The organism is Bellilinea sp. (genome assembly GCF_034432615.1).
Lineage (GTDB): Bacteria > Chloroflexota > Anaerolineae > Anaerolineales > Anaerolineaceae > Bellilinea.
The window spans coordinates 14,490-29,743 of sequence record NZ_DAOUBL010000242.1 but is presented as its reverse complement, the minus strand read 5'-3'; the positions used below and the strand labels follow the sequence as shown (position 1 = coordinate 29,743).

The 15,254-nt window shown below is 42.9% G+C and carries 13 protein-coding genes; 10 read left to right on the top strand and 3 right to left on the bottom strand.

The features are described 5' to 3' along the window. Positions 1-651 precede the first annotated feature (651 nt). From VAE48_RS10630 to VAE48_RS10605, 6 genes are read left to right on the top strand one after another with little or no spacing between them, the layout of a single operon-like run. On the top strand, positions 652-1,539 hold the full coding sequence (locus tag VAE48_RS10630; protein WP_322793304.1) for an ABC transporter ATP-binding protein: 888 nt from the start codon (positions 652-654) through the stop codon (positions 1,537-1,539). Next, complete coding sequence (locus VAE48_RS10625; protein ID WP_322793303.1) at positions 1,532-3,532, top strand: hypothetical protein; 2,001 nt, start codon at positions 1,532-1,534, stop codon at positions 3,530-3,532. The genes VAE48_RS10630 and VAE48_RS10625 overlap by 8 nt, the downstream gene beginning before the upstream one ends. Continuing rightward, positions 3,529-4,179 carry a hypothetical protein gene (locus tag VAE48_RS10620; RefSeq protein ID WP_322793302.1) on the top strand — a complete coding sequence of 217 codons (651 nt, stop codon included), beginning with the start codon at positions 3,529-3,531 and terminating at the stop codon, positions 4,177-4,179. The genes VAE48_RS10625 and VAE48_RS10620 overlap by 4 nt, the downstream gene beginning before the upstream one ends. A gap of 6 nt (positions 4,180-4,185) precedes the next feature. Then, positions 4,186-4,758 carry an RNA polymerase sigma factor gene (locus VAE48_RS10615; RefSeq protein ID WP_322793301.1) on the top strand — a complete coding sequence of 191 codons (573 nt, stop codon included), beginning with the start codon at positions 4,186-4,188 and terminating at the stop codon, positions 4,756-4,758. Continuing rightward, positions 4,745-5,593, top strand: coding sequence for a hypothetical protein (locus tag VAE48_RS10610; RefSeq protein WP_322793300.1), 849 nt, complete (start codon positions 4,745-4,747; stop codon positions 5,591-5,593). Before VAE48_RS10615 ends, VAE48_RS10610 begins: the two co-directional genes overlap by 14 nt. Continuing rightward, positions 5,584-6,342 carry an ABC transporter ATP-binding protein gene (locus VAE48_RS10605; protein WP_322793299.1) on the top strand — a complete coding sequence of 253 codons (759 nt, stop codon included), beginning with the start codon at positions 5,584-5,586 and terminating at the stop codon, positions 6,340-6,342. The genes VAE48_RS10610 and VAE48_RS10605 overlap by 10 nt, the downstream gene beginning before the upstream one ends. A 7-nt stretch (positions 6,343-6,349) precedes the next feature. Here the strand turns inward: VAE48_RS10605 and VAE48_RS10600 are convergent, their stop codons facing one another. The 3 genes from VAE48_RS10600 to VAE48_RS10590 are packed head-to-tail and all read right to left on the bottom strand — an operon-like array spanning position 6,350 to position 7,841. Beyond that, positions 6,350-7,168, bottom strand: coding sequence for a tyrosine-type recombinase/integrase (locus VAE48_RS10600; RefSeq protein ID WP_322793298.1), 819 nt, complete (start codon positions 7,166-7,168; stop codon positions 6,350-6,352). Beyond that, positions 7,165-7,590 carry a type II toxin-antitoxin system VapC family toxin gene (locus VAE48_RS10595; protein ID WP_322793297.1) on the bottom strand — a complete coding sequence of 142 codons (426 nt, stop codon included), beginning with the start codon at positions 7,588-7,590 and terminating at the stop codon, positions 7,165-7,167. Before VAE48_RS10595 ends, VAE48_RS10600 begins: the two co-directional genes overlap by 4 nt. Continuing rightward, complete coding sequence (locus VAE48_RS10590; protein WP_322793296.1) at positions 7,587-7,841, bottom strand: type II toxin-antitoxin system Phd/YefM family antitoxin; 255 nt, start codon at positions 7,839-7,841, stop codon at positions 7,587-7,589. The genes VAE48_RS10595 and VAE48_RS10590 overlap by 4 nt, the downstream gene beginning before the upstream one ends. A 951-nt stretch (positions 7,842-8,792) precedes the next feature. Between VAE48_RS10590 and grpE the strand changes: the two genes are divergently transcribed. The 4 genes from grpE (at position 8,793) to VAE48_RS10570 (ending at position 15,250) form a co-directional block, all read left to right on the top strand. Then, the gene (grpE, locus tag VAE48_RS10585; protein WP_322793295.1) at positions 8,793-10,961 is read left to right on the top strand and encodes a nucleotide exchange factor GrpE; all 2,169 of its coding nucleotides are present in this window, start codon (positions 8,793-8,795) and stop codon (positions 10,959-10,961) included. 14 nt (positions 10,962-10,975) lie between these two features. Beyond that, on the top strand, positions 10,976-13,093 hold the full coding sequence (locus VAE48_RS10580) for an Hsp70 family protein (RefSeq protein ID WP_322793294.1): 2,118 nt from the start codon (positions 10,976-10,978) through the stop codon (positions 13,091-13,093). Positions 13,094-13,176: 83 nt separating this feature from the next. Next, positions 13,177-14,031, top strand: a complete 855-nt coding sequence (locus VAE48_RS10575) for a hypothetical protein (RefSeq protein ID WP_322793293.1) — start codon at positions 13,177-13,179, stop codon at positions 14,029-14,031. Then, complete coding sequence (locus VAE48_RS10570; RefSeq protein ID WP_322793292.1) at positions 14,021-15,250, top strand: BREX system ATP-binding domain-containing protein; 1,230 nt, start codon at positions 14,021-14,023, stop codon at positions 15,248-15,250. Before VAE48_RS10575 ends, VAE48_RS10570 begins: the two co-directional genes overlap by 11 nt. Positions 15,251-15,254: the final 4 nt, after the last annotated feature.

The following is a 15,254-nucleotide window of genomic DNA, read 5'->3' as shown; positions in this document are numbered from 1 at the left end:
TGGACAAATCGGCGGGTAAATGGTGAACCTGCCCATCGTTGTTAAAGTCCCGCCACGGGCTTTGTCAGCCGGTGGAAAGTGGCTGTCTGGGAGTTGCACCCGAAGAGGCGGCTTGTCCGCCAGCCGATAACGAAAAAACCCGTTGGCAAATGCTTTCGCATTCGTCCAACGGGCTTTGTAAGCCGGTTTGACGCTGTTTCAGGCGGAGGGTCTGGTGGACGCTCCTTACCGTATTCTAGCAAAATCTACGTTTTGGCGCAAGTGGCTTTCAAAATTGTTGGTAAAGCAAGCGTTTCAGATCTTGCAAGCATAGTAGCAACAGATCACCTGTGTGGCGTTTGCATACTTCACACAATACCACTATCGGCAAGCGATTCTCTGTATTCTGTTCCGCCTGTGTCACAGAGCATTTTTAAACCATCCCGGCAGTGTCTTGCATTGCTCGACTTTCACCGCCGAGTATGTGACGATTACGTTTAGTGTGTTGTTCCATACAGCGAGCATAGAGTAAAACCGACCACAGGTTTTATGAACAATTGGTTTGAGTTTTTCTCATATAAAAGAGAGTTCTTTCCACAAAGTTAAACTTTTTTGCTTTATCTCTCGTTGTATTGATAAAACGATTTCAAAACTTATCTATGGGGTTAGCCGATGGAAATTATCCTAACAGAAGTAACCAAGGAGTATGGTAACTTCCAAGCTTTAAGTAATATTACAATGCATATTCCCGGTGGTATGTTTGGTTTGTTAGGACCGAATGGTGCCGGGAAAACCACGCTCATGCGCATTCTAGCTACTTTACTTGTACCAACCCGTGGAAAGGTTGAAATTGGCGGTTTGGATGCCCTTCGTCAAGGAGCCTATATTCGTCAGCGGTTGGGATATTTGCCACAGGAGTTTGGTTTTTATCCTAGTCTAAAGGCATTTGAATTGCTGGAATATATTGCTATTCTGAAAAATGTTTCCAAAAGTCAACGCAAATCACAAGTGGAGACGGTGCTTGCCGAGGTGAACTTGCTCGACCAAGCCCATCGCAAGGTGGGCACCTTTTCGGGGGGGATGCGTCAACGGTTGGGAATCGCTCAGGCCCTGTTAGGGAATCCTGAGTTGCTGATTGTAGATGAACCTACCGCCGGGCTAGATCCTGAAGAGCGTATCCGTTTTCGTAATTTGCTGGCTCGCTTGTCTAAAAAGAGTACAGTACTGCTTTCCACTCATATTGTCGCGGATGTAGAGCTATGCGATAGTCTGGTAGTGTTGGAGCGAGGCAGACTGGTTTTCAGCGGTAGTCCAGTTGAGTTGGCAGCTCGGGCGAGTCACATAGTGTGGCAAGTAAAAGTCCCCGTTGAACAATGGCCGGAAGTGGAAAGACGTTATACCGTTCTGGCTACTCAAATAGCAGATGGTACAGTCCAGGCACGTTTGCTGGCTAGCGACCCGCCGCAGGCAGATGCGCAACCGCTTGCCCCTCGCCTTGAAGATGGATATATGGCAGTGATTCAGAATCATCAGAAACAACGCGAGGAAAGCCATGCTTAAGGGGATGTTTTCTCGTTTTCTGGTTTCTTTTCGTACCGAACTGAAACTGTTAGTAATCAACTGGCTATACCCATTGTTGCATATGCTTTGGGGCGCTTTGTTCTACCAACTATTTGTTGGAAAGGATAACCGTTCAGCGCAGGCATTGCTCGAAACGACGGTTGGGCGACTGGCAATCGGGTTAGTTTCACTCATTGGCTTATTCATGGCAGGGATCAGCACTTCCCGTTCAAAACGTTTTCGATTTCAAGAATTAGAGGAAACCTATCCGACAGGCTTTGAGGTGATCGCTGGACGCTGGGCGGCGGGGTTCGTTGCGCTCTTCCTTTTTCTGATTGAGCCTTTGCTCGTTGCTGTCTATCAAGGGCCACTCACATCCTGGGTGGAAGGCGTGCCGGTTTTTCTTTTCGAAGCCGGGCTGACAATTGCGTTTATTACTGCGCTGGCCTGGGTACTTTTGGTCAGGCAGAGTTTTGGCCGTCGGGAGTATTTGATTCTCGCCGCGGTTTGGCTGGCTTTTCTGCTCGGCCCGAGCATGTTGGCCGACCGCTTTCCGCCTGCCAGTCTACTGAATTTTATGCGTCAAGGGGTTAGTTTCTATTCGGATGTATGGGGGCGCTTGATTTACGGTTCTCAGCCATTATGGTTCAATCTCTTTTATCTTGGGTTATTCCTCTTTTGTCTAGCGGTAATGGTGCAGACTATTTCCATACATCGTTTTCATAGTTGGTCGAAAATCGCTATCACATTCTTCCCCATGGCTTTAATTCTTGCAGGCTGGGGAGGAATGTGTTATGTGGGTGGCATTCAGAGAGCCACTCTTCAGCAGCAGAAGGAGTTGACCTTGAGTGAGCCGGTTTCTTTTCGCGTCATAGACTATCAGGTAGTAATGGATTTGGCCAATCCAAGATTACCCCACTTTCGGGCAATGTTAGAGATCTTGAATACAGGGGAGAATCCACTAGAAGAATTTACTTTGCAACTGAATCCTGTTTTTTCATTGACCCAGTCTAATGTCGAGATCAAGCGCGCGGGAGATTGGATCTATGTCCGCTTTCCCCACCCGTTAGCCACTGGCGAAAGTGGTCTATTAACGCTCGACTATGAAGGTGCCTTGCGTATGGAGAGTATTTCCAATGGTGTAGTGGAGGCAACCGATTTTATTGATTCACGCGGCATTCGGCTAACACCTGCTGCGAGGTGGTATCCAGTCTCTGTTTCAACCGGACAGCCCCCTAATCAGCATGAACCGTGCCGTTTCTCTTTGCAAATTAGAAACGATCCTGGTTTAACGGTAGCCACCAATCTCCCTGCGATTGGGGAAAACTATTTTGCAGCTGAGCAGGTCAGTTGGGTCTTTTTGGTGGCTTCTCCTCGTTTGGTCGTGGAACAGGTTGATGAAGTAACTCTGATTACAGCGCGCGCTGACCTGGAGCCAGGGCGTGAGATGGCCGCCGATTATTCTCGCGCACTTCGTGCCATTGCCCCTTTCTTCACAAATACTAATGTTGAAGGATTGATCCTGATGGTCTTGGGAGAGGAAGGAGGCTTGCCTGCTTATACGCCACCAGTAGCTGGTTATCCTATAACCGTGACTCAGCGGTATGTCAAGCAACCTAACACCTGGCAGTATTTTGTAACCCGCACCATTGCGGTCGATCTATGGTTAATGATGGGAGGAAGATTGAATGCTGCTTACAATCGTCCCATAACCAGTTTGGATCAGGCTTTCGAAGCAGTGGTCTATTTTCTGAATCTGTATCAATCTGAGCAAGGCGACGCAGAAAAGATGCTCACCCGGCTGCAAAGCGCTTATGATAATGGCATGGTGGTCAACGAAAATCTCCAAGCCCTGCTTGAAATTTATCGGCAAGGCGGTCAACAGGCCATTGTTGCAACTGTGCGGGAAATGACACGGAGATCAGCCGAGTTGGAAGAACTACCTTACGATGCACTCCCTGCCTGGATTCGTTCAACAGGTACGGTCCAATGAATTCGCTGCTCAGGTACGAGATTTTGGTTAGCGGACACTGGAGTGTTCTGTTGAGTTGCCTGGGAATACCGGCTTATGCTCTGCTAACGCGTCTTATATGGGGACGGTATGATGAACTTTCCCCCGGAATGCTGCTCGTGTCTTATGTGATCCTTTTGCCACTGTTTTCGGGACTGGCGGCAGCCCATTTGATGTCCATTGAAGCTGAAACCCGCTTTGAGGAGCTGCGTTTGAGCTATCCCGAACCGCGTTTCCGTTTGCCACTTATCCGTATACTGATGGCATTAGCGCTGATGGCACTGCAGATGGCACTGGGAATGCTGACGTTCATTGTGCTATGGAGAATACCAGCATTCAATCCTTTCCCCTTTGTGATACTTGCTATTCCCCCAGCGATTTTTCTCACAGGAGTTTCTATGCTGGTTAACCATCTTTCTCGCTCGTACTGGATGGCAGCAGCCTCGGTGATGATATGGTGGTTCATCGACTTACAGACGCATGGACAACTCACCGGAGTTTTGTTTCTGTTTCATCCGGTTTGGCCGACAGCAGGTGTCTCTGCGGTAATGAATCAAGTGCTCCTATTGGTAGCAGGCGTGGGGGCATTTACAATTAACCTGCTTTGGTACATCTGGAAAGTCAAGTGAGTGAATATGGATGACGAACCCGATGAGGTGATTTATCAGCGCGTGCTTTGCGGAGATCGACAGGCACTTACCCTGCTGGTGGAGCGATATTACCCATTGCTATTAGCCTTTGGGTTAAGGATCACAAATGATATACAGATTGCCGAGGACCTGGGTCAGGAAACATTTATACGGCTGTTAAAATACCGCGGTGAGGCGCCGGATGCCTTTCGACCATGGGTGTTTAAGATCATCCGCAATTTAGTGCGAGATCATTTCCGTTCAGCTTTTGTGCAACGGGAAATACAGTTTGACCCCGATGGGGTAGGGCACAAAAACTTGCAAACCGAAGAAGAGGGGATTGAAAATATTCTATTTCGCGAAGATATGAAAAAAAAAGCCATATTCCTTTTACAAAACTTGCCACTTTCCCAGCGCGAGGTAGTTATCTTGCGTTTTTATCACGATTTATCGCTCGAAGAAATTGCTGAGGTGACAGGTGTACCGCTTGGTACGGTTAAAAGTCGCCTCTACCGTGGCTTGCAAACGGCGCGCCAGGTTTTGGAACAAGAAGAGGTAAAACAAGATGAAAGAAATTGATCGGCGGTTGGTAGCGGGATTGGACGAATTCCAGCGTCAAAAACTGGGAGATTTGAGTGAAGTTGTGAGGGTTCTAGAAAGCTACACCCTGCCTGAACCAAGCAGGGAACAGTGCACCCGCCTGATAGCAACCCTTGAAGTTCATCTTTCACCTTCAATTAGTCTTCCAAAACGAAGTTGGACCCAGTGGTATCGTCTAATGCGTAGTCAGTGGATCATGTTTGAAACTTCATTCTGGGTAGCCGGCTTGTTTGTCTTGTCGCTTGGTTTTTTGATGACCCTCTTGGAAGGGAGTGGATTATTACCCTTGGTGCTTCTACTGATCAGTCCACTGATGGTGGCTGGCAGCATAGTTTACCTCTTTCGTCCTGAGACACAAACACTACGTGAATTAGAAATTCTCACCGCAACACATCCTGTCGAGTTGCTCATGGCGCGTCTGGCTATTGTATTTGGCTGGAATTTATTCGTTGTCTTTCTTTTGATGCTAGTTATTCATCTGGAAGGCACGCAGATTGTGTTGTGGAGGTTGGCGCTGGCCTGGTTGGGGCCGTTATTAACCTTGAGCGGTCTGGCACTTTATGTTACCCTGCGGTGGGGTGTTTTGCCTGGAGCAGTTCTTCCTCTTGTACTATGGAGCAGCATGGTAATACTGGGCTGGCGTGAGATACTCTTGCACTCTACCGAAGGCATACCCAATCCTTTATGGCTGACCTGGATGGTCACCTCGTCTGAGACAGTTTTGATAAGTTCAGGCATATTGACCTTAATTGGTTTGATCCTTTTCTTGCTAGTTTGGAAAACCATCAGGAGCGAAAGGTACGCATGGAACTAGTGATTGAGAATTTATCCAAAGCCTTTGGCTCGCAATCTGCGCTCAAAAACGTTAACCTGCAATTGACCTCCGGATATGTAGCCATTTTAGGACCAAATGGCTCAGGAAAAACAACTCTACTCCGTTGTCTGGCAACCCTTTTACGCCCCGATAGCGGTAACCTCTGGTTTGATGGACTCTCTTACGCACAAAATTTGCAGTTGATACGTAGCCGAGTAGGTTATTTACCGCAGGAATTACATTTTCCTAATCACTTGAGCGGGCAGCAAATTCTCCACTACCTTGCAGCGCTTAAAGAATCCAATGCCCCAAAACAGGTGGAAGATTTGATTATTGCCCTGGGATTGCAAAAGGTGGTTAATAAACCATTGTCTTCCCTCTCTCATGGTGAGATACGCCTGTTTGGCATCGCGCAAGCTCTCTTGGGAAAACCGCAGTTAATTTTGTTGGACGAACCCTTCTGCTGGCTAGATATAAAAGAAAGGAGTAGGGTGTTTTCCTTACTGCGCCAAAATCTATCAGAGCGCTTGATCCTTTACACTACCCATGATGTAGAAGATATCATCAGGATAGCAGATTGTGTCGTTATCCTTTTCGAGGGAGAAGTTGTCTTTTCCGGAACAGTAAGGGATTTGCATTTTTCCACTCAAGATAGAAAGGATGGTCGTATAAAAACTGCCAGTATTACCAGGTTCCTGAATACTGTGGTGTCAAGTGTTAGGAATGAGGATACGGTAATGTTTGAATAACTCAAGTTCACACCCCCTCCACCGCATCCTGCATCCGTTCAGCGGTCGGGTGCAGATAGCGCCCAGTCGTCTCCAAGCGGGAATGCCCCAAAATCGCCGCGAGAGTTGCAACATCCACCCCCTTCTCAACGGCACGGGTGGCAAAGGTGTGGCGCAGGGTGTGGGGAGTGGCTTCGACACTGGCCACCCGTGCATACTCCGCCACCATGCGCTGGACATCCCGCTCAGAGAGCGCTTTGCCACTGCGGGAGAGAAACAGCCAGTCCTCCGTCACCTTCGGTCTATCGTTCAGCCAGGCTTTCAAAGCCTGACGTACCTCGCTGTTCAGCGGTACACGGCGGGTCTTGTTGCCTTTGCCGCCTCTTACCGTCAGCCACCCTGAACGTCCGTTCATTTCGACATCACCCACCCGCAGGTTCACCACCTCGCCAACCCGCAACCCTGCCCGTGCCATCAGGTTGAGGATGGCAGTATCCCGTGTGCCGCCTTCGGCAGCAGCCAACAACCTACCCAACTCACGGGCAGAGAGCGCCTTGACCGGCGGGGTGACCTGTTTGGGCCCCCGCACCCGCAGATTACGCCCCAGGTGCCGCAGGAACGAACGGATCGCCGCCAGGCGCAGGTTGACGCTGGCAGGCGACAACCGCCCGACCGTTTGCAGGTAGGCCAGGTAGTCCTTGACCTCAACGGCGGTGAGCAGGTTCCAGTCCACGCTCCCGCCGGTAGTATGGGTGTACCAGTCGGCAAATTCATCCAGTGCCGCCCGGTAACGATCTGCCGTGCGCGGGCTGGTGAGGGTTGAAAGAAAGTCCTGTATGGGATTCATGATGCCTCCCACGGATTGAACAGCTCCACACCACAGCGATGAAAGTCTGCAACATTTCGGGTGACCAATACCAGATCGTGGGTCAGGGCAGTGGCAGCAATCAGGCTGTCCATCGAGGGCATTTTGTGTCCCTGACGCTCCAACCGGGCTACCAGGCTACCCCATTGGATCATGGTCGGCGTGTCCAGCACCAGAATACGACCGTCAAACCGAGGGATCATCTCTTCGACAAGCCAGGTGTGCAGTTCCTCCTTGCGGAGGCTATTTTCCAGCCGCTCGATCCCGTGTTGTATCTCCCCAATCGAAAGGACACTCAAATAAAGCAACTCCTCATCCGTCTCAGACAGCCAGTCTATCACTTTGGGATGGGGTTGACGGCGGGTGAATTCGGAAATGACGCAGGTATCCAGCAGGTAACTCATGGTTGTAGATCCACCTCACGCGGCAGGCTCTGGTCCCGTTCGATGTTGAGTTCTGCCCCGGCCAGGGGGGATTGGAGCAAAAATTGCGCCAGATTGCGCTGGGGAGCGGTCAGGCGGCGGTATTCCTCGTAGGAGAGCATCACCACCACTTTCTTTCCCCGGCGGGTGACGATCTGAGCGCCGTTGCGCAGAGTACGCTCGACCAGTTCGCTGAAACGACTTTTGGCATCTTGTAATTGCCAGAGGTTCATTGCATGCCTCCTATCTAACCAGTCTGACTAGTTATATTATACGCCGTTCGGGAACGAAAAACAATCCCTCTTGCGGTTACAAAGGTATTCATTCCTTGCGCTAAAAACATTGTGCGACGTAGTTTAGGGCGATTTTTAGCCCAAAAAACGAGGGTTTTGAGGGGTTTTCAGGGTGCTTTGCGTCGTACAATGACTATTGTGCGACTGTTTTTTGCGACACGCAAAGTAAGCCTTGTTTGTCTTGAATCATCTTTACCAGTAATTGTTTTGAGCCTGAAGATGGATTAAGTGCTTCAATTTTATCCTTTTTCCTCAAAGAGGAGATTCCTATACTAACTGACATAAAAATATTCTCTCGATATTGCAATTTATCAAAAAGACTATACCCCGCTCTCCCCTTGAAAAGTGACATACTTAGCATACCCATATAAAGACATAATGAGGGATTGTCAGATTATCCGAACAAGAAGATTGCTTCACACATTACTCTCTTGTTATTAGCAACAAAATCTTCGCTGTTTCAACTCTTATAAAGGGGCCTTTAACCCCAAGAGAGCTTTTGAAAATCTCATAAACCTCCGATTCAATAAATAACTTAAAGCGAATTGATAATAGCCAAAGTGAACTTCACAGTTCAACTCAAGGTTATGGGATTACAGAATTACTTGTTAGTTTTCGACGAGAATCTCTTTTTGACAAACGTAGCCATCGTCCTTGTGTCAAATTTCATAGATGATAACTACTCAAGTTTACTTATAATAACTAAAGAGGTTATAGGTAGTTATTGAAGCGAGTTAAAATCGAGATAATTTAATATATCCTAATTTACATCCTTCTAGTACACTTAACTTACCAAAATTAGCCTGTACCATCTTCCTCTCACCTCTCTATGTGGCAACTTGGGTTATATATATTCATATATAAATTTGTAAGAAAGGTTTTACACTAACCATGGAACTTAGGAAAGAGGAATACATTTACAATGAAGAACAGGGGATTGGAAAAATTCTGGATGTAGATGTAATTAGTGGGGATAAAAACAATCCAGAATACGAGGTTCGTTTTTTTGTAGGTAAAGAGTACATACAAAAGAAAATGACAAGTAACTATATTCGTAATTCATACACTGTGAAGTTAGACCCATCCAGCTTTTTAGTTTTAGCGTTTAATGACCCTCTAAAAGCCAATGAATTGATAAAACACAATCACAGTGAAGTTATTTACCTGACTCTACTCGATTTTAAAGATCACCAAGCAAAAACAGATCAATTAAGACATCACTTAAGATTTCTGATTCCAGACTGGGATAAATGGTGGATAGAAGCAAAAAGTAAAATAAAAAAAGATCCGCGAATCGACAGAAGTCAATCCTCAAGACAAATATTTTCTATAGCCAAAGAATATCAGTCGTTAGCTGAACAATATTATGCTCTCTTTGAAAAAGAAAAAACATCTGGAAGATTGGAAAAGGCGATTAGATATGGATTTATAGCAATAGAGAAACAACAAGAAGGAGAAACTTTATCACTCGAACAGATCAACACAATTGAAAACTTTTTGAAAACGATAATTCACTCGAAAAAATATGACCAAAATCTCAGACTTCGTGTCTATTTTAATTTAGTGGATCTCAACCTATGGGATCAGACAATAATCCTTTCTGATCTAATCGAACTAGATATTCCGCTGTATCAATACGAACCTGATGTAGGAAAAAGAATTTCTATGGCGTTATATCAGAACAAAAATAATCTAAACACTAAGGAAAAATTTTTACTGATAACTGGCATAGCAGCAACCAAGAAAACCATTGATATCGTAGAACAATGGTTCTTAGAAGAAAAAGAACCTACAATTTTCCTTAAACTAATAGAATATGGGTTTAGAGAAAATTTACCAAATAAGGAAAACTTGAATAACAAGAGCGTTATTTCGTGTTTAAGTCGACGAATAAACTCTATTTCTAAAATTATTCTTAATATGAGGATTGATCTTGACGAATGGAACACCCTTTATGAGCATTTTCGTTATTTTATTTCCTGGGTCAATGATATTTGTAAAACCCAGATAGATTATTCCATCCTGACAGAAACGGTTGGTTTGGTTGTTGCTCTTCAAGGAAAGTGGAATGAGTTAGGCAAACATAGCAATTGGCAAGTATATCTTGAGTTAACCAGCAAAAAATATCAAAAATTTTGGCTCAGAGTAATCGAACTAAAATCAACTCAAGAAATACTTGGTGATTTTGTAAACAAAATTATCCCCTTGCTAGAAGAAAACCTTCATGAAGATAATATTGAGCTATATCTAAGACTGATAAAAGAAAACAACAAGAACCCTTCCAATTGTGTAGAAGCCATATTTAAATCGCTCCCGAAACTAACAACCCAAAGTATGAAAGAAGAATTTGGAAAATGCGTATATGAAATTGCTATAAATTCATCTTATACTGAAAAGCTAAAATTATTACCATATTTGGATTTCTTGAGGGTTTATGATGATAACCAATATTCATGGAAAAGTGACGTGGATATTTTACGTCAACAATTATATTGGCAAATGATTCATGATAACCAACACAATACCGCTTATCGAGATGAGATACTAGTAAATGCGTTCTACAGATTTTCTGAAGAAAAAAATGCTGCTTTGTTGAATGAATTAACCGAATTAAAAAATAATTACCAAATTGAATTAGAAAAGAACGAGAAATTATCAAAAAAAATCGGCGAAATGGATCAGGTAATTAGTGAATTAAGGGGCTTAGTTGAGATATCTAAAGAACAATCAGAATTCCAGAGCCAAAAACGGATTCTTCTAGACCTGATTCATCTAGTAGTAGAAGTAGAACGGTACATTTTGATAAATTATGCCTCTTTTGAGGACTTAAGAGCAATTACTTGGAAGTTTTTACGGCTAATGAAGAAATATCATATCGAAAGTATCGGAGAAATAAATCAACAAGTCCGATTTGATCCGAAGATACATAAGGTTTTGGCAAGTGAGGATGTTAAGGACGGAGATTGGGTTAGCATAGAAGAACGGGGGTTCGTGATTCATACCCCAGAAGGAAAATCTCTCGTTCTAAAGCCAGCGATAGTAAAAAAGAGAATCGTATGAGATGAGGAAAAACGATGAGCAAGCTTAAGAAATTAATTATCAAAATATTCAACATAAAACCGAAAGATTTGGATACCCCTGTTCAAAACGCCGACAACAGTATTCCCCCGATCATTGTAGAAGAGATAAAAAAGCAAATATCAAGCCAAATTCGAGAATTATTTGGTGATCTGAACATAGATGCCCTTAAACAACTCCTGAAAGACATTGAAAACGGAGAAAGTGTCGGAAAAGATTGGAAAAATTGGACAAACCAAGAAGAAGAAATTATCAACGAACCAAAATTCGAACATCAAAAGAATGCAATTATTGAGGAGATTCCAGCTTTCAAAGAAAATGCTCAGACAAAAATCTCGCAAAATCATTCTAAGATCTCTGTGCCGGTTGAGAAAGATAAGATACGTTTGGGTATAGATTTTGGTACTAGCACAACTGAAATTTCCTTCCAAGTTAATAACAAACCACCTGAGGTTTTGCCAATTGGAACGGGCGATAATCCATTCCTGATGCCATCAGTTGTTTATATTAAACCTGGTGATGGCGAATGGAGAAATAGAGTTGTTGTCGGCGAAGAAGCAGAGAGTTACGGAGATCCCGAAAGGACTATCCGTTCCATAAAACGGTTTCTAGGTTGTGATGGTGTTCAATGCAAGAATGGACAATTTTCACCGGGTTCACGGTGCAATAAGGAGGGTAAAGTCATTATAGATGGAGAAAAACCCATCGATCGAGAAGATATAGTGTTCATAATCCTTCAGGAGGTATTGAATCGAGCCATTCAAACAATCAAGTCAAAATATAATATCGAGCTAACAAAGGAAGATGTTGAATTGATTCCTGTAAATATTGGTTGTGGAGCAAGGTTTAATGAGAAACAAAGGAAACTCTTACTTTCAGTTGCCCATAAAGTTGGAATGGAAAGTGTAAGGATTAGAAATATTATTGAGGAGCCTGTTTTATCAAGTTACACCTTCGCCCGTTTTGAAAAAGAACCTGTTGGTAATGTATTAGTTTATGATTTTGGTGGTGGTACATTTGATGTTGCAATTGTAAGTATTGACGAAAACAAGCAAATAACTGTACTGGCTACCGATGGAGAAAGTTGGTTAGGCGGAGACGACATCGACAGTTTAATTTTTGACTACTTATTAGAGTCTATTTCCAAGAATCTGAATTTACCTGTAGAGCGCTTAAATCGGAAATTAGATCCAATCACTCTAGGCGGTCTTAAACAGACAGCAAAGAAATACAAAGAAGAACTTTCATTCTACGAGCGTATTACTGATAATCTACTCTTACCTGAGTTCGGTAACTTTTCGTTCGAAATTTCCAGAGAAACATTTGAACAATTACTCGATTCTTCGAATATTATCCAAAAAAGTTTGGAGTGTACTGAAAGGGCTTGCAGGTTAATGTATGCATACTACCACACTAAAGATCAAGCTAAGAATGGCAAATTGCCGAATGCCAGTAATATTATAAGTTTTAATCTTAAAATGGCTAATGAATATATTGATCGAGTTGTTTTAATAGGGGGCATCACCAAAATCCCCTATGTAAAAAAACAGTTATCCAAATACTTTGATGAAAAAAAGTTTTCAGACCAGAAAATCATTGAACCGATTTTAGCTGTTGCAATCGGTGGTGCTTATTCTCACCATGAACAAAATTATTCAATTTGTTTTCCGCCTTACGAGTTATATATAGAGTCGAGCGATTACATGCAACGTAAATCGGTCATTTTGCCCTATGATTACTTGAATTTTCATAAAGACTATCAGGCGACATCAAGACCTGTTTATAAGGTTGCTGTTAATATTGAGCAAGAGATGAAAGCACCAAAGTTAATCTTAAGAAAAGTTGATCAAATTCAACCAGAATGGTCATATCCTTTACCAACATTCCCTCCAGGTGGGGTAAATTTTTACCTTACCATAGAGGGAGAGATTTTCTATCAAAGTGCTCAAGGAAAAAATCTTGTTCCAATTCGGGATAAATTCCTTCCCACACACCCCCTTCAAGATGAAATTCGTAAAGCAAAAAATGATTACAATAAGCGGAAACAAAATAATGAAAAAAGTAGAAGGGGAGACTTCGAAGATTGGTACAAAGATATGATGAATGAAAAATAGAGAGACCGGAATTTTTCACCATGCTGCTAGTCAAATAATTCATAAGAAATTCTCAAAAATAAAACAGAAAGGACAAACTAGAAATGGAACTAGAGCAACTAATAAAAGAATACCAAAAGCAACAAAATGAAATTAAAACGATAATTGGTTTGCTAAGGGAGGTTTCTCATCTGGAACAAAGCCGCAATGAAAATCTTTTCAAAATTAAACTTAAAATTAAAAAAATTTTCAACATAATTGAAAAAAACGATCAAATAATCTGCTTGCTTGATAATCTAAAGAATTGGGTAAGCCAATATCAATCTGAGATAATGAATTCAGAAAAAGAATTTAAAAAAAGGATTGGTACAGAGCTCGAAGAGGAATTGGCAAAAATTGAATTGTCCCTATCTGGCCACTTACCAAAATTGGAAGCCGGTATTTTTACGATTGAGTGTGACTTTGAACGAGGGAAAGCAAAAATATGGTACGGACCCAAGCAAGAGATCTTAACGGAATGCTACCTTTCTACCGGGGAAATTGCTTCCCAGATAAATGAGCAAAAGCAGAATATTGGCTCAAAATTACCTATTGATGAATTTATAGAACTACTACGAAAGGCTTATTATAGCTGTATTGAAGGATCGTCTCATGGAGAATTTGTACAAATTATTAAAGTGTATGAACAGATTTCAGCTTTGATTTCCTCTTCGCCCTTAATAGAAGGCAGAGAGAGTATAAATCAGGGGAGTTATAGCCGAAGCGATTTTAGTTATGACCTTTTTAGATTACAAAAACATAAACAGACCAATCTCTTCGCCTCACAAATTCATCTCAAAGTAGCTACTCGCGAATATACAAGACGCCGCTCTGACTTCTTGTGGGTACCTCAGGATGATCATGGAAGTGGAACGACTTATTCCCACTTGGCTATCAAGGAGGAAAGAAATGAGCAATGATATTAACTCAAAAGTGGCTAGAAACATTATTAACACTGTGGGGGCAAATGGAATCCCGCCACAGTATGGTTTTCAATTTTTCACAGCAGGTCTTGATCCGTATCTTTCAATTATTGACGAAGAATACCTTTCTACCTTCATAAAGGAAGGTGGTTCAACTTTCAAGATGGTGGTGGGAACATACGGAGGAGGTAAGACGCATTTCCTCTACTCTGTTCGAGACATAGCATGGATAAATAATTTCGTTGTATCATATGTTCCCTTAAGTCCTAAACAGAGTCCTTTTCACCAGCTTGATCTAGTTTATAAGGCGATCGTGAGGGGTTTGTGGCCGCCCCTAACAGCTGATGAGCTACTCTCGGGTTATGAACAGGGGATTGTAAGTTTCATCCGTTCTTGGTTTAGCGCAAGATATAAAGAATTTATTGCAAGGGGATTTTCAAATAACGAATTAGAGGATCAGTTATCTGACCATCTTGACAATATTTATGGTGTGGAGAGCCTGAGTTTTGATAAAGCAGTAAAATCTGCTTTTCGTTCTTTAATGTGTAATGAAGAAGAAAAGTTCATCCAGATATGCCAATGGCTTACTGGCGATGGTTATGATCGCCATATTCATGGGCATTTTGGTATCTTACAACGAGTTGATAAAACAACTGCATTCCCTCTGATTCGTTCTTTGGTGCAGTGGGTTCGGCAAATCGGTTATTCGGGGTTAGTAATCCTATTGGATGAAGCAGAGCGTGTTCCCAGTCTCAGCACAAAACAGCGGGAATTACACCTAAATAATTTACGAGAAATCATTGATGAATGTGGGCATACGGCCTTTCAAAGTGTGATGATTTTCTATGCAGTACCTGATGAGAATTTTCTTGAAGGTCGAACACAAATTTACGAAGCGCTTAAACAACGTTTAGCAACGATTTTTGATGCATTTAACCCCACAGGAGTAAGAATTGAATTGGAAAGACTTTCAATCGAGCCCATTTCATTCTTATTAGAAGTTGGAAATAAACTAAAACAAATCTACGAAATAGCCTATGATTGTAAATTGGATCACCAATTATCAAGTGAAACCATCTCGCTGGTTGCAAAATCGGCTTACGATCAACGTTATGGAGATATTGGATACAAGCGACTATTTGTTCAGAATGTAATTAAGGCATTTCATATTCTCAAAAACGCAGGAAAATTGCCAACATTTGAAGACCTTGAATAGTAAA